The following is a 13,949-nucleotide window of genomic DNA, read 5'->3' on the forward strand; positions in this document are numbered from 1 at the left end:
ACACCCACGCATGACAGATCAAAGCTCCGGCGCCACCATCGCCGTCAATGTCCTGACGTCGCTCGACCAGATCGCGCAAAGCGACTGGGACGCCTGCGCCTGTCCCGAGGTCGTGGATGGCGGGCGTCCGCAGGATCCCTTCACGACCTGGCGCTTTCTGCACGCGCTGGAGGCATCGGGCTCGGTCGGCCCGGGCACCGGCTGGGAGCCGCGCTACCTGACCGCCGAGGCCGATGGCGAGATCATCGCCGTGGCGCCGCTCTATGCCAAGGGCCACAGCCAGGGCGAGTACATCTTCGATCATTCCTGGGCGCATGCCTATGAGAACGCAGGCGGCGACTATTACCCCAAGCTCCAGATCGCCGTGCCCTTCACCCCCGCCACCGGCAGGCGCTTTCTGAGCAAGCCGGGGCAGGACGTGGCCGGCATGTCGGCGCTGGTGCAGGGGGCGGCGCAGTTTGCCGCGCAGAACGGGCTCAGCTCGCTGCATGTCACCTTCTGCACCGAAGCCGAGGCCATTGCCGGCGAGCGCATGGGGCTTTTGCGGCGGGTGACGCAGCAGTTTCACTGGGAAAACCACGATTACGCGGATTTCGACGCCTTCCTCGCCAGCCTCAGCTCGCGCAAGCGCAAGAACATCCGCAAGGAACGCCGTACCGCCCACGACTTTGGCGGCACCATCCGCATGCTGACCGGCGACGAGATCAGGCCCGAGCACTGGGATGCGTTCTGGCATTTCTATCAGGATACCGGCGCGCGCAAATGGGGCTCGCCCTATCTGACGCGGGCGTTTTTCGAGATCGCCCATGACACGCTGCGCGACGATATCGCGCTGGTCATGGCCGAGCGCGACGGGCATTACGTGGCCGGGGCGCTGAATTTCATCGGGCGCCAGGCGCTTTATGGCCGTTACTGGGGCTGCGTCGAGGATCATCCCTGCCTGCATTTCGAAGCCTGCTATTATCAGGCCATCGACTTCGCGATCCGCCACGGGCTGGCGCGGGTCGAGGCCGGGGCGCAGGGCGAGCACAAGCTGGCGCGCGGATACCTGCCGGTCGAGACCCACAGCCTGCACTGGCTGGCCGATCAGGGTTTTGCCAAGGCGGTGGCGCGCTATCTTGAGGAAGAGCGGCAGGCGGTGGGCGAAGATATCGAGATCCTCACCGCCTACGGGCCCTTCCGCAAAGACCAGATAGAGGAACAGGAATGACCGAAAAACTCTCGGATACCGCACGCGAGACGATCCTCGCGCCGCTGCTGGAGAACGGCTGGGAGATGCTCGAAGACCGCGACGCGATTCACAAGCGCTATGTCTTCGAGGATTTCACCGAAGCGTTTTCCTGGATGACCCGCGCCGCGATGTGGGCGGAGAAGTGGAACCACCACCCGGAATGGACGAATGTCTACAAGACCGTGGATGTGGTGCTTTCGACCCATGATGTGGATGGGCTGTCGTCGCTCGACGCCAAGCTGGCGCGCAAGTTCGATTCGCTCTGAGGCAGGCAGGCGCGCTGCGGCCCCGCTTCCGCCTATGCCGGCAGGATCGTATCGGGGTCGATGCCGCGTTTCTCGGCGCTGGCGCGGACGGCGGCGCGCAGACGGTTGCTGCGCTTGAGCAGGCGCCGGAACCGCGTCTCGTCGAGAATAAGCAGCGTGCTGGGCGCCATGGCGCGGGCCTCCACCCGGCGCGGCTTGCGGGTCAGGATCGCCATCTGGCCGAACATCTCGCCGCGCCCCAGCCGCCAGACCTGACCGGCATTCTCCAGCTCCACCGCGCCGGTGGCGATGAAGCAGACGCTGCGCGGAGGGCTGTCCTTGGCCATCACCACCTCGCCGGCATTGGCGTAGCGCGTCGAGAGCGACCGGGCGAGCCGCCGGATCGCGGCCTCGTCGAGCCCGGCGAAGAGCGGAAACTGCCGCACCAGTTCCGCGCGTTGCAGCGCCAGGTCGAGCTTTGGACGTTCCTCGGCGGCGGCGCGGCGCGCGGCGATGTCCTGCACGAGCGCGGTGTGCAGCTCGTCGCCGATCAGCCCGTCCTCGCGCATGGAGGCGTATTCGCGCTCTTCCAGCCGCAGCGCGGTGCGGCGGATGAAGCGGCGCTCCAGCTCTTCGGCATAGCCGGGATATTGCAGCCGCAGCCCGTCCAGCGCCCGGGACAGCGCCTTCATGCGCTGGGTCAGCAATTCGGTCAGCAGTTCAGAGACCCGGCGGCCGTGGATACGGCGGATGCGGCCATGGATGAACCCGTCGAGATCGCGCAGGATCAGCCGCTGCGACAAAAGCTGTTCGAAACGGTCGGCGGTGAGCCGGGTCAGCGGGCCGGACAGGCCGAAGCGATTGTGCAGCCCGGCGGCGAGCCGGAAGCCGCGCCCATAGGCGACGGTGCGCCGCGCGGCGCGGCGATAGCCGGTGCGCCCGGAGGAATGCGTCGCCTCGATCAGCCGGTCGGCATCCGAGAGCAACTGTTCGGCCAGCCGGGACGAGACCGAATGGTCGCGCACCCGGGCGATGATCGTGTCGCGCTCGGCGCCCGCCAGCGCGATCAGCCCGAGGGTGATGCGGTCGCGCTCGAGGATCTCGGTGGTCTCTTCGGCCTCCTGCACCGCGAGGTTCAGCCGGTCGCCAAAGCGTTTGGCCTCGCCGCGCACGATGTCGCGGTTGAGCTCGTAATTCGCGGTGGTACGGGCGACATCCTCGCGCACGGTTTGCAGCGCCACCGCCACCACCTGCCGCGACAGCGCCTGGTCGATGGGCGAGAGCTGGTCGAGCCCCAGCTTGCGGATCACCCAGCGCAGCGTCGTGCCCTGCACGATCAGCGTGAAGAGGGTGAAGCCGGTGGCGAGGATGCCCACCAGCCGCTTGACCTCCAGCGGCACGCGGAAGCTCTCGGTCACCGCCAGCGCCAGCGCCAGGGTGACGGCGCCGCGCAGCCCGCCCCAGAGGATCGCCGCGCGATACGGGCGCTCGACCGTGGGCGACAGGCGCAGCGCGGTCAGCAGCGGCAGCACGCCGAAGAGGATCGCCGCCCGCGCCACGATGGCGGCCAGCACCACCACGCCGATCAGCACCGCATCGCTCAGCCGGAACTCTTCGAGCAGCCGGGGGATCAGCAGGGCGGCGAGGATAAAGATCAGCGCCCCGGCCCAATGCGCCAGCAGGTCCCAGATCTCGCGCAGGTTGGTCCAGGCCTGCGGCGGCAGGCGCCCGGGCCCGACGAGGTTCAGCGTCAGCCCGGCGGCCACCACCGCGATCACCCCGGAGGCGCCGACGCTCTGCTCGGCGACGATATAGGCGAGGTAGGGCAGTGCGACCGAGATCGAATGCTGCGCCAGTTCGTAGCGCGGGATCAGCCCCATCACCCGGATCGCGGCGCGCGCGATGAGCCAGCCGGTGAGCGCGCCGCCGAGGATCAGCAGCGGAAAGCGGGTGAGCGCGTCTTGCAAGGTCGGGTCCGGCAGGCCCAGCATGACAAAGCCCATGAAGAAGCCGAACAGCGCAATGGCGGCGGCGTCGTTCAGCAGGCTCTCGCCCTCGATGATTCGCGCCAGCCGTCGTGGCGCCGAGAGCGAGCGGAAGATCGAGATCACCGCCGAGGGGTCGGTGGTCGAGACGATGGCACCGACCAGAAGGCAGGCCACCAGCGGCAGGCTCGATGTCCAGGAGAGCGCAAAGCCCACGCTCAGCGTGGCCACCACCACCGCGACCACCGCCAGCACCAGGATCGGCACCCAGTCGTCGAGCATGCGGCGGATCTCCATGCCCAGCGTCGCCTGAAAGAGCAGCGTCGGCAGGAAGACGTAGAGGAACACGTTGGAGCGGATCGGCAGGCCGAGGATGGCCTCGGCCACCGGGTTCAGCGCATCGGTGAGGGTGGTGCGCAGGAAGAAGATCGCGGCGCCGCCGATCAGCATGCCCAGCACCGCGAGGATCACGCTGTAAGGCAGCCGCAGCCGTGCCGCGAGCGGCTCGGCCAGGCCGATCACGAGGAACAGCGAGGCGATGATGGTGGTGATCAGAACGATGTCCATGACCGCGCAAATAGAGGCAAAACAGGCTTTTGCAAAAGAGGGGTTTTTGCGGCGCGGGCGGGACAGTGGCGGGAAAGCGCCCGGCGGCGGGGGCACCGCCGGGCAGGATGGCGTCAGGCGGCTTCTGCCGCGCGACGCCATGCGGGGAAGGGATCGGGCAGGGTGGCCCAGCTCTCGGGCACGAACCCGCTGCCCTCCGGCACCAGCGCCGCATCCAGCGCGGCGGTGATCGCCGTGCGGTCAAAGCCTGCGCCGATGAACACCAGTTCCTGCCGGCGGTCGCCGAAGGGCTCCTGCCAGTGCTGTTCCAGATACGCCACGGCCTGCGGATGCTGCGGGCGGCGCGACTCGGGCACGGTGGCCCACCATTGCCCCAGCGGGCGGATGCTCGACAGCGCGCCGGCGAGCGAGAACTCCGCCAGCCAGTCGGGCCGCGTGGCGACCCAGAAATGCCCCTTGGCACGGATCACGCCGGGCAGCGGGCCGTTCAGCACCTTGTGGATCTTCTCCGGCTCGAAGGGCCGCCGCGCCCGGTAGACGAAGGACGAGACGCCGTATTCCTCGGTTTCCGGTATGTGATCGGCAAAACCGTAAAGCTCCTTGGCCCAGAGCGGGTGCTCATGCGCGGTTTCGAAATCGAACAGTCCGGTGTCGAAGATCCGCTCCTGCGGCACGCGGCCGAAATCGGTCTCGATAATCTGCGCGTCGGGGTTGAGCGCGGTCACGATCAGCCGCGCCGCGTCCAGCCGGTCGGGCCCGGCATCGGCGATCTTGTTGAGCACCACCACATCTGCGAATTCGATCTGGTCGACCAGCAGATCGACCAGCGTGCGGTCGTCGGCCTCGCCCAGGCTTTCGCCCCGGTCCGAGAGGAAATCGTGGCTGGAATAGTTCTCCAGCAGGTTCACCGTGTCGACCACGGTCACCATCGTGTCGAGCCGCGCCACATCCGAGAGGCTGCGGCCCCATTCGTCGCGGAACTCGAAGGTGGCGGCCACCGGCAGCGGCTCGGAGATACCGGTGGATTCGATCAGCAGGTAGTCGAAACGCTTTTCCGCGGCGAGGCGCCGGACCTCGGTCAGCAGATCGTCGCGCAGGGTGCAGCAGATGCAGCCATTGGACATCTCGACCAGCTTTTCCTCGGTCTGGCTGAGATCGGCGCCGCCCTCGCGCACGAGATCGGCGTCGATATTCACCTCGGACATGTCGTTGACGATGACCGCCACCCGGCGGCCCTCGCGGTTGTTCAGCACCTCGTTCAGCAACGTGGTCTTTCCGGCGCCGAGGAATCCGGACAGCACGGTGACCGGCAGGCGGGGGTCTTTTTCGGGCATGTCACCTCCAATATGCAATGTTATAACGTATCAATACTGCGGAAGGTCCGGGCTCGGCAAGCCCGAATGTCGGGCTGGGCGGCGAGGGACGCAGAAACCTGCCGCGCTGACCGAGGCGTGATCCGCCGCCGCATTGCGCGGGCAGGCCGGGCAAGATAGGCTTTGCCGATGATAACAGGAGGCTACGGCATGGCAGGCACGGCGTTGGGAAGGCTTCGGAGCGCGGGGATCGCACTGGCGCTCGCGGCGGGTCTGGCGGGGCCTGTGGCGGCGAACAGTCTTTCGGGCGGCTACCTGGCCGCGCGTCAGGCGAGCTTCCTCGGCGATTTCAAGGCGGCGGCGGACTATTACGGCCGCGCCATCGCCTTCGATCCGGGCAATCCCGAGCTGATGGAGCGCGCCACGCTGGCCAATCTTTCGCTCGGCGATATCGAGCACGCGGTGGAGCTGGCGGACCGGCTCACGGAACAGGGGATCCAGAGCCAGATTGGCCATATGGCGCAAGTCGCCGATCTCTCGCAGCGCGAGGACTACGACGCGCTGCTGAAGCGGATCGACGACAAGAAGGCCATCGGCCCGCTGGTCGACGGGCTGGCCGGCGCCTGGGCCGAGCTCGGGCGCGGCGACATGAGCGCGGCGCTGGTCGCCTTCGACAAGGTCGGCGAGGAAAAAGGCTTTGCCGCCTTCGCCGCCTATCACAAGGCGATGGCGCTGGCCTCGGTCGGCGATTTCGAGGGTGCCGAGACGATCTTTGCCGGGCGTCAGGCGGGCAGCATGCAGCTCACGCGGCGGGCGATTATGGCGCGCTCGGAGATCCTCAGCCAGCTCGACCGGCAGGACCAAGCGGTCGCGATGATCGAGGAGGGCTTTCCGCAGCCCCGCGATCCCGGGCTTGAGGAGATGCGTCAGGCGCTGGTCGAGGGCGAACGGCTGCCCTTCACCTATGTGACCTCCGCCAAGGACGGCATCGCCGAGGTGTTCTATACCCTGGCGGGTGCGCTGGCCAACGAGGCCAATGACGATTTCACCCTGCTTTACTCCCGCATCGCCGAGTATCTGCGCCCGGATCATGCGGGCGCGATCCTGCTCTCGGCGAGCCTGCTGGAAAGCCTCGGGCAGTACGATCTGGCTGTGGCCACCTACAAGCGCGTACCGCGCGACGACCCCTCCTATCACGCCGCCGAGCTGGGCCGCGCCGAGGCGTTGCGCTCGGCCGACAAGGTCGATGCGGCGGTCGAGGTGCTCGAACAGCTGGCCGACACCCACGGCGATCAGGCCACTGTGCAATCGGCGCTGGGCGACATGATGCGTCAGCTCGAACGCTATGACGAGGCGGTTGCCGCCTATGACGCGGCGCTTGAGAGCTTCGACGGCACGCACCCGTCGCAATGGTTCCTCTATTATGCACGCGGCATCTCCAAGGAGCGGCTGAAAAACTGGGACGGTGCCGAGGCCGATTTCCGCGAGGCGCTGGAGCTCAATCCGGAACAGCCGCAGGTGCTGAACTATCTCGGCTATTCGCTGGTCGAGCATCAGGAAAAGCTCGACGAGGCGCTGAAGATGATCGAACGCGCGGTCTCGGCGCAGCCGCAGAGCGGCTATATCGTCGACAGCCTGGGCTGGGCGCTCTACCGCCTGGGCCGCTACGAGGAGGCGGTCGTGCATATGGAGCGCGCCGCCGAACTGATGCCGGTGGACCCGGTGGTCAACGACCATCTGGGCGATGTCTACTGGGCGGTGGGCCGCGATCTGGAGGCGGAATTCCAGTGGAAACGGGCGCTGAGCTTTGTCAACTGGAGCGATGCCTCCGACGAGATCGACCCCGAGCGCATCCGGCACAAGCTTCGCGTCGGGCTCGACCAGGTGCTCGCCGAGGAAGGCGCGCCGCCGCTCAAGGTGGCCAATGGCGCCGATTGAGGTTTTTGCCCCGGCAAAGATCAATCTGACACTGCATGTCACCGGACGCCGGGCCGATGGCTATCACCTGCTGGATTCGCTGGTCTGTTTCGCCTCCATCGGCGACCGGCTGGTGCTGAGCGCGGCGGATGCGCTGTCGCTCGAGGTGACCGGGCCGGAGGGCGCGGGCCTGCCTGCGGGGCCGGACAATCTCGCCCTGCGTGCCGCCGCCTGCCTGGCCGGCGAGGCTGGCGCGGCGATGGTGCTGGAAAAGGCCCTGCCGATGGCCTCCGGGATCGGCGGCGGTTCGGCGGATGCGGCGGCGGCGATGCGCGGGATGCTGCACCTGCGGGGCCGCGTGCCCGGGGATGCCGAGGCCGAGGCGGCGCTGCGGCTCGGGGCGGATGTGCCCATGTGCCTCGCCTGCCACCCGCTGCGGGCGCGCGGCATCGGCGAGCGGCTGGAGCCGGTGACGCTGCCGCAACTGCATGCGGTGCTGGCCAATCCCCGCTGTCCGGTGGCGACGCCCGACATCTTTCGCACGCTGGAGCGCCGCGACAACCCGCCGATGCCCGACCCGCTGCCGGATCTCTCCGCCCCGGAGGCGCTGCTGAGCTTCCTGGCGGAAATGCGCAACGATCTGGAGGCGCCGGCGCGGGCGGTGGAGCCGGTGATCACGGAGGTGCTGAGCGCGCTCTCGGCGCTGCCGGGCTGCGCGCTGGCGCGGATGTCGGGATCGGGCGCCACCTGTTTCGGGCTGTTCCCGGGGCAGGGCGGCGCCGCAAGCGCCGCAAGCGAGTTGCGGCGGGCACATCCGGACTGGTGGGTTGCGGACTGCGTGCTGGGCGATGCCTCTGACGTCGCCCGCCCGCGGGCTCAGTAGAGCCGCGCCACCACGAAATCTGCCAGTTCGATCAGCAGGTCGCGCAGCTCGCTCTCGGGCAGCACCGCCAGGGACTTCTTGGCCTTTTCCGACCAGCCGAGCGCGTCGTCGCGGGTGACTTCCAGCGCGCCGTGACGGTCGAGCAGCGCCAGCGCATGCTCCAGATCGCCCTCCTGCTGGTCGCCCTTCTCGATGACCCGCACCCAGAAGGCGCGCTCTTCGTCATCGGCGGCGGCCACCGCCTTGATCACCGGCAGGGTCAGCTTGCGCTCGCGGAAATCGTCTCCGACATTCTTGCCGGTGGCCGCGCTGTCGCCCTGATAATCGAGCAGGTCGTCGGCGATCTGGAAGGCGATCCCCAGCGCGTCGCCATAGGTGAAGAGCGCCTGCACATGCGCCTCCTCGACGCCGGCGATCACCCCGCCGACCTCGGTCGCGGCAGAGAACAGCGCCGCCGTCTTGCCGCGCACCACTTGCAGATAGATGTCTTCGTCGGTGCGCAGATCCTGCGCTGCGGTGAGCTGGAGCACCTCGCCCTCGGCAATGGTGGCGGCGGCGTTCGACAGGATGTCGAGCACCCGCAGATTGCCCGGCTCGACCATCAGCTGGAAGGCGCGCGCAAAGAGGTAATCGCCCACCAGCACGCTGGATTTGTTGTCCCAGAGCAGGTTGGCCGTGGGCCGCCCGCGCCGCTGGCTGCTTTCGTCGACCACGTCGTCATGCAGCAGCGTCGCGGTGTGGATGAACTCCACCGTCGCGGCCAGATGCACATGGAAGGGGCCGTCATAGCCGCACATCCGCGCCGAGGCGAGCGTCAGCAGCGGGCGCAGGCGCTTGCCGCCGGCCTCCACCAGATGCGCGGTGACCTCCGGAATGCGCGGCGCGTGTTTCGACGCCATGCGCTCGCGGATCAGCGCATTGACGCTGGCCATATCTTCGGAAAGCAGCGCGGCAAGCCGGTCATGCGGCTTTTGGTTCGGCGTATCCAGGCCCATCAAACCCTCGGCATAAGGCTCGACAAGGCGGCAGCCCTGTCCTTACATCCCCAGTATGGAAGAGCTTTTACGCACCACCGACATCACGCTGATCCCGCTGGTCAAAACCCTCCTCGACGAGGAGGGTATAGACAGCTTCGAGCTGGACGTAAATATGAGCGTTCTCGAAGGCAGTCTGGGCATTCTGCCGCGCCGTCTCATGGTGCGCTCGGACGAGATCGACGACGCCCGCCGCATCCTGCGCATGAACGGAGTGAAGTTTGAGGGCTGATCCCTTTGCCGAGGCGGCGCTGACGCGCAACGCGTTCCTCGGCGGGCGGGTGCAGCTCTGGCAGCCGCTCGAAGGCTATCGCGCGGGCATCGACCCGGTGCTGCTGGCCGCAACCGTGCCGGCGCGGGCGGGCCAGAGCGTGCTGGAGCTGGGCTGCGGCGCGGCGCCGGCGCTCTGTTGTCTGGGTGTGCGGGTGGCGGGGCTGGTGCTCACCGGGCTGGAGATCCAGCCGGCCTATGCGGCGCTGGCCCGCCGGAACCTCGCCGAGAACGCTTTGACCGGCACGGTGATCGAGGGCGACATCGCCGACCCACCCGCCGTGCTGAAGGCGCAGCGCTTCGATCACGTCATCGCCAACCCGCCCTATTTCGAGGCTGCCAGCCGCAGCGCCGCGCCCGATGCCGGGCGCGAGACGGCGCTGGCCGGCCCGGTGCCGCTTGCCGCCTGGGTGGCGCTTGCGGCCAAACGTCTCGCCCCGCGCGGCACCGCGACCTTCATCCAGCGCGCCGAGCGCCTGCCGGAGCTGATCTCCGCCATGCAGGCGGGGCTGGGATCGCTGGAGCTCTGGCCGCTGGCGCCGCGCGAGGGCCGCGCGCCTCGGCTGATTCTCGCCCGCGGGCGCAAGGGTGGCCGGGCGGCTTTTCGCCTGCATGCGCCGCTACTTCTGCATGCGGGCGCGGCCCATCTTGAAGACGGCGAGGACTATACCGACGTCATTCGTGCGGTGCTGCGGGAAGGCGATGCGCTCAATTTCCCGCCGTGACCGCCCAGTGCATGACGCATGGTAAGGGAATGTTGATGTCGTTTGCACCTGCGGCGTGACTTGAATCGCCGGATGTGCTGCACTGGAGGCTCAACCCAGCAAAGGAGGAAAGTATGAGCTTGAGTTCGCATCTTCAGGAACTGAAGAAGAAGCACGAGAACCTCTCGACCGCTGTGGAAGATCTGCAACGCAGTCCCAGCGCTGACGGCCTGCATGTCGCCACGCTCAAGAAGCAGAAATTGCGCCTCAAGGAAGAGATCACCCGGCTGAGCGAACAGCCGCACTGATCCGCTACTCCTCACGACCCGGGTCCGGTGGCGCATGAGGCCGCCGGCCCCTCGGAACCATCCAGCAAGAGACTAAGCCAGATCCGCGACCTGAATGACCTGCTTTGACGGCAGGGTTTCCGTGTGTGTCCGGATCTCGCCGATCAGCCAGTTGCGATAGGCAACGATGCGGGCATCGTCCTCTTTGCCCGCAGCGCAAACAAAGCGATACCGCGCCGGCGTGCCGAGCGCGGTATCGTACGGTGCGACCAGCGTGCCGGCGCTCAGCGCATGCGCCGCCAGCGACGAACGCGTCAGGATCACGCCGGCGCCGGCAAGGGCGGCGTCGATGGCATGGTCGGCCTGGCTGAACCGGGTGGGGGCGATGGCGGGCCGCTCGATGCCGCAGGCCCGGAACCACGCTGCCCAGTCCGGGCGGGGCGAGATGAAATCCGTGCTCTCCTCGGCGAGAAGCGGCGCTTGCAGCAGGCTTTCCGGCGTGGGAAAGCGCGCGGCCAGCGCCGGGGTCATCATCGGCGAGAGCCATTCCTCCATCAGATCCATCGACCAGAGCGACGGCTCGGATTCGATGCGGTAGCGGATCGCCACGTCGACCTCGTCGCGCTCGAAATCCATCATCCGGAAATTCGCTGAAAAGCGCAGCTCGATCTCGGGGTGACATTGCGCGAATTCGAACAGCCGGGGCGACAGCCATTTCGCGGTGAAGGCGGGGCCGGCGGTGACCGTCAGCACTGGCCTGTCCTGCCGCCGCCGCGCCGCGCGCCAGGCCTCTTCGAGCCTCAGGAAGGCATCGGCGCAGCCCGGCGCCAGTGCGCGCCCGGCGGCGGTCAGCTCGACCGCGCGGTTCAGCCGTCGGAACAGCGGCGCGCCGAGATGCTCCTCCAGATTGCGGATCTGGAAGGAGAGCGCCGCCGGGGTGACGTTGAGCTCGCGCGCGGCCTCGGCAAAGGACATGTGGCGGGCGGCGGCGTCAAAGGCGCGCAGGGCGGTGAGGGGCGGTAGCCTGTCGGGCATGGTGAGTTAAGTTTTTCTTGTGTGATGGCCGAAATAGTCTCGTTTGTGCGCATCGTGACAGAAATTTACCCTGGGGTCAGTTCAAAATTTCTGAGTCAGGAGGCTGTCATGATCGAGACCCATCGCGATCAGCGCTACCGCGATGCCTTTCGCGCCGCGCATCTGGCCCGAGGCGAAATGTTCACCGCGATCTTCCGGATGCTGCGTCCGCGCCGTCACTGACCGAAGGCTCCCCGGCCCTGCGGTCTGGCGCGACTGCGCAGCAAAACGCCCCCGAACCGTATGGCTCCGGGGGCGTTTTTTTGTCGCGCGGCCCTGGCGGATCACCGCCCGGGCCGGATCTGACGATCAGACGAAGAACTGGCCGCCATTGGCCGAGATCGTCGAGCCGTTGAGGAAGGCCGCTTCGTCGGCGGCCAGGAACACCACGCAGCGCGCGATTTCCTCGGGCTCGCCCAGACGACCGGTGGGGATCTGTGCGATGATCGACTCGCGGACCTTCTCCGGCACGGCCATGACCATCTCGGTGCCGATATAGCCTGGGCAGATGGCGTTGGCGGTGATGCCGTAGCGCGCGCCTTCCTGCGCCAGCGATTTCACGATGCCCAGATCGCCGGCCTTGGTCGCGGCATAGTTCACCTGCGCGAACTGGCCCTTCTGGCCGTTGATCGAGGAGATCACGATGACGCGGCCGAACTTGCGCTCGCGCATGCCGGGCCAGATCGGGTGCACGGTGTTGAAGACGCCGGTGAGGTTGGTGTCGATCACCTCTTTCCACTGCTCCGGGGTCATCTTGTGGAACGGCGCGTCGCGGGTGATGCCGGCATTGGCGACCACCACGTCGATCGGGCCGAGATCGGCTTCGACCTGCGCGATACCGGCCTTGGAAGCCTCGTAATCCGCCGCGTTCCATTTGTAGGTCTTGATGCCCGTGGCTTCGGTGAAGGCCGCGGCCTTCTCGTCATTGCCGGCATAGGTTGCGGCCACGTCGTAGCCTTGTGCCTTCAGCGCTTTGGAGATCGCTTCGCCGATGCCCCGCGTGCCGCCTGTGACCAGTGCAACTCTCGCCATGATATCCTCCAGTCTGGCTTGAACTCTCAGGTAAGGTTGTTACCGAAAGAAGTTTCGATGCGCAACAATGTTGCGTGAAGATTTTACAACGACAAAAAGGCCGTCAAATGAAAAGGGGCGCCCATGGCGCCCCGATCCGGAAAGCTCAGGCGCCTCACGGACGCTCCACGCAGACGGCAACGCCCATGCCGCCGCCGATGCAGAGCGTGGCGAGGCCTTTCTTGGCGTCGCGCCGCTGCATCTCGAAGAGCAGGGTGTTCAGCACCCGGCAGCCCGAAGCGCCGATCGGGTGGCCGATGGCGATGGCGCCGCCGTTCACGTTCACGATGGACGGATCCCAGCCCATGTCCTTGTTCACCGCGCAGGCCTGTGCGGCAAAGGCTTCGTTGGCTTCCACGAGGTCGAGATCGTCGACGCTCCAGCCGGCCTTTTCCAGCGCCTTGCGCGAGGCGTAGATCGGGCCGACGCCCATGATCGACGGGTCGAGCCCGGCGGTGGCGTAGGAGGCGATGCGCGCCAGCGGGGTGATGCCGCGCTTTTCGGCATTGTCGGCGGACATCAGCAGCACGCCGGCGGCGCCGTCATTGATGCCCGAGGCGTTGGCCGCAGTCACCGTGCCGTCCTTGGTGAAGGCCGGGCGCAGCTTTTGCATGTTCTCGATGGTGGCGCCGTGGCGGATGTATTCGTCCTTGTCGACGACGGTCTCGCCCTTGCGGGTCTTGATGGTGAAGGGAATCACCTCGTCGTCGAACTTGCCGGCGTTCTGCGCGGCCTCGGCCTTGTTCTGCGAGGCGAGCGCGAACTCGTCCTGCATTTCGCGCGAGATCTGCCACTTCTCGGCGACGTTCTCGGCGGTCTGGCCCATGTGATAGCCGTTGAACGCGTCCCAGAGTCCGTCCCTGATCATGGTGTCGATGTATTTCACATCGCCCATCTTGTGGGCCACGCGCAGGTTCTGCGCATGCGGGGCCATCGACATGTTCTCCTGGCCGCCGGCGCAGACAATGTCGGCATCGCCGAGCTGGATGTGCTGCGCCGCCAGCGCGACCGTGCGCAGGCCCGAGCCGCAGACCTGGTTGATGCTCCAGGCGGCGCTTTCCTGCGGCAGACCGGCATTGATATGTGCCTGACGGGCCGGGTTCTGGCCCTGGGCGGCGGTCAGCACCTGCCCGAGGATGGTTTCCGAAACCTCACCCTTTTCGATGCCGGCGCGCGCGACCAGCGCTTCGAGCACGGCGGCCCCCAGATCGTGCGCCGGGGTATTGGCGAACGAGCCCCCGAAACTGCCGACGGCGGTACGGGCCGCGGATGCGATGACGACATTGGTCATGGATAACTCCTCCAAGCAGAGCGTGACTCAGGAGGCCCGGCCATCCGGCAAGACCTCCCGTTTTGATCTTGCGCTTT

13 protein-coding genes are annotated in these 13,949 nt (G+C 67.2%); 7 read left to right on the forward strand and 6 right to left on the reverse strand.

Features of this window, described 5'->3' with window-relative positions; genetic code table 11:
• Positions 1-10 precede the first annotated feature (10 nt).
• Both Ga0080574_RS13830 and Ga0080574_RS13835 read left to right on the forward strand, forming a co-directional pair.
• On the forward strand, positions 11-1,210 hold the full coding sequence (locus tag Ga0080574_RS13830; protein ID WP_076700198.1) for a GNAT family N-acetyltransferase: 1,200 nt from the start codon (positions 11-13) through the stop codon (positions 1,208-1,210).
• Positions 1,207-1,497 carry a 4a-hydroxytetrahydrobiopterin dehydratase gene (locus tag Ga0080574_RS13835; protein WP_076700201.1) on the forward strand — a complete coding sequence of 97 codons (291 nt, stop codon included), beginning with the start codon at positions 1,207-1,209 and terminating at the stop codon, positions 1,495-1,497. Before Ga0080574_RS13830 ends, Ga0080574_RS13835 begins: the two co-directional genes overlap by 4 nt.
• A 32-nt stretch (positions 1,498-1,529) precedes the next feature.
• Here the strand turns inward: Ga0080574_RS13835 and Ga0080574_RS13840 are convergent, their stop codons facing one another.
• A complete protein-coding gene (locus tag Ga0080574_RS13840) occupies positions 1,530-4,028 on the reverse strand; it encodes a cation:proton antiporter (protein WP_076700204.1) in 2,499 nt (832 codons plus the stop codon).
• Positions 4,029-4,141: 113 nt separating this feature from the next.
• The gene (locus tag Ga0080574_RS13845) at positions 4,142-5,362 is read right to left on the reverse strand and encodes a GTP-binding protein (protein WP_076700207.1); all 1,221 of its coding nucleotides are present in this window, start codon (positions 5,360-5,362) and stop codon (positions 4,142-4,144) included.
• A 189-nt stretch (positions 5,363-5,551) separates the two neighbouring features.
• Here Ga0080574_RS13845 and Ga0080574_RS13850 point away from each other — a divergent pair, with 189 nt between their 5' ends.
• Positions 5,552-7,279 carry a tetratricopeptide repeat protein gene (locus tag Ga0080574_RS13850; RefSeq protein WP_076700210.1) on the forward strand — a complete coding sequence of 576 codons (1,728 nt, stop codon included), beginning with the start codon at positions 5,552-5,554 and terminating at the stop codon, positions 7,277-7,279.
• Positions 7,266-8,141, forward strand: a complete 876-nt coding sequence (locus Ga0080574_RS13855) for a 4-(cytidine 5'-diphospho)-2-C-methyl-D-erythritol kinase (RefSeq protein ID WP_076700213.1) — start codon at positions 7,266-7,268, stop codon at positions 8,139-8,141. The genes Ga0080574_RS13850 and Ga0080574_RS13855 overlap by 14 nt, the downstream gene beginning before the upstream one ends.
• On the opposite strand, the gene Ga0080574_RS13860 is transcribed toward Ga0080574_RS13855, so the two are convergent.
• Positions 8,135-9,136: a polyprenyl synthetase family protein gene (locus Ga0080574_RS13860; RefSeq protein ID WP_076700216.1), complete on the reverse strand. Its 1,002-nt coding sequence runs from the start codon at positions 9,134-9,136 to the stop codon at positions 8,135-8,137. The genes Ga0080574_RS13855 and Ga0080574_RS13860 overlap by 7 nt on opposite strands.
• A 55-nt stretch (positions 9,137-9,191) precedes the next feature.
• Here Ga0080574_RS13860 and Ga0080574_RS13865 point away from each other — a divergent pair, with 55 nt between their 5' ends.
• The 3 genes from Ga0080574_RS13865 to Ga0080574_RS13875 all read left to right on the forward strand — a co-directional run bounded on the left by Ga0080574_RS13865 (position 9,192) and on the right by Ga0080574_RS13875 (position 10,457).
• The gene (locus Ga0080574_RS13865; RefSeq protein WP_076700220.1) at positions 9,192-9,407 is read left to right on the forward strand and encodes a putative signal transducing protein; all 216 of its coding nucleotides are present in this window, start codon (positions 9,192-9,194) and stop codon (positions 9,405-9,407) included.
• Positions 9,397-10,170: a tRNA1(Val) (adenine(37)-N6)-methyltransferase gene (locus Ga0080574_RS13870; protein WP_076700223.1), complete on the forward strand. Its 774-nt coding sequence runs from the start codon at positions 9,397-9,399 to the stop codon at positions 10,168-10,170. The genes Ga0080574_RS13865 and Ga0080574_RS13870 overlap by 11 nt, the downstream gene beginning before the upstream one ends.
• Positions 10,171-10,283: 113 nt before the next feature.
• On the forward strand, positions 10,284-10,457 hold the full coding sequence (locus Ga0080574_RS13875; RefSeq protein ID WP_076700226.1) for a YdcH family protein: 174 nt from the start codon (positions 10,284-10,286) through the stop codon (positions 10,455-10,457).
• A gap of 72 nt (positions 10,458-10,529) precedes the next feature.
• Here the strand turns inward: Ga0080574_RS13875 and gcvA are convergent, their stop codons facing one another.
• The 3 genes from gcvA to Ga0080574_RS13890 form a co-directional block, all read right to left on the reverse strand.
• Positions 10,530-11,471, reverse strand: coding sequence for a transcriptional regulator GcvA (gene gcvA / locus Ga0080574_RS13880; RefSeq protein WP_076700229.1), 942 nt, complete (start codon positions 11,469-11,471; stop codon positions 10,530-10,532).
• A gap of 348 nt (positions 11,472-11,819) precedes the next feature.
• A complete protein-coding gene (phbB, locus tag Ga0080574_RS13885) occupies positions 11,820-12,542 on the reverse strand; it encodes an acetoacetyl-CoA reductase (protein WP_076700232.1) in 723 nt (240 codons plus the stop codon).
• A gap of 154 nt (positions 12,543-12,696) precedes the next feature.
• Entirely contained in the window at positions 12,697-13,872 is a 1,176-nt protein-coding gene (locus tag Ga0080574_RS13890) for an acetyl-CoA C-acetyltransferase (RefSeq protein WP_076700236.1), read from the reverse strand.
• Between the last annotated feature and the right edge of the window lie 77 nt (positions 13,873-13,949).

Origin of the sequence: Salipiger abyssi, assembly GCF_001975705.1 — a bacterium.
In the GTDB taxonomy this organism is placed as follows: Bacteria; Pseudomonadota; Alphaproteobacteria; order Rhodobacterales; family Rhodobacteraceae; genus Salipiger; species Salipiger abyssi.

Excerpts from the sequence above, each read along its gene's own strand:
- Ga0080574_RS13860 (WP_076700216.1), bottom strand. The coding sequence starts at position 9,136 with ATGGGCCTGGATACGCCGAACCAAAAGCCGCATGACCGGCTTGCCGCG.
- Ga0080574_RS13875 (WP_076700226.1), top strand. The coding sequence starts at position 10,284 with ATGAGCTTGAGTTCGCATCTTCAGGAACTGAAGAAGAAGCACGAGAAC.
- Ga0080574_RS13890 (WP_076700236.1), bottom strand. The coding sequence starts at position 13,872 with ATGACCAATGTCGTCATCGCATCCGCGGCCCGTACCGCCGTCGGCAGT.
- gcvA (WP_076700229.1), bottom strand. The coding sequence starts at position 11,471 with ATGCCCGACAGGCTACCGCCCCTCACCGCCCTGCGCGCCTTTGACGCC.
- Ga0080574_RS13840 (WP_076700204.1), bottom strand. The coding sequence starts at position 4,028 with ATGGACATCGTTCTGATCACCACCATCATCGCCTCGCTGTTCCTCGTG.
- Ga0080574_RS13845 (WP_076700207.1), bottom strand. The coding sequence starts at position 5,362 with ATGCCCGAAAAAGACCCCCGCCTGCCGGTCACCGTGCTGTCCGGATTC.
- Ga0080574_RS13850 (WP_076700210.1), top strand. The coding sequence starts at position 5,552 with ATGGCAGGCACGGCGTTGGGAAGGCTTCGGAGCGCGGGGATCGCACTG.
- phbB (WP_076700232.1), bottom strand. The coding sequence starts at position 12,542 with ATGGCGAGAGTTGCACTGGTCACAGGCGGCACGCGGGGCATCGGCGAA.
- Ga0080574_RS13855 (WP_076700213.1), top strand. The coding sequence starts at position 7,266 with ATGGCGCCGATTGAGGTTTTTGCCCCGGCAAAGATCAATCTGACACTG.
- Ga0080574_RS13830 (WP_076700198.1), top strand. The coding sequence starts at position 11 with ATGACAGATCAAAGCTCCGGCGCCACCATCGCCGTCAATGTCCTGACG.
- Ga0080574_RS13835 (WP_076700201.1), top strand. The coding sequence starts at position 1,207 with ATGACCGAAAAACTCTCGGATACCGCACGCGAGACGATCCTCGCGCCG.
- Ga0080574_RS13865 (WP_076700220.1), top strand. The coding sequence starts at position 9,192 with ATGGAAGAGCTTTTACGCACCACCGACATCACGCTGATCCCGCTGGTC.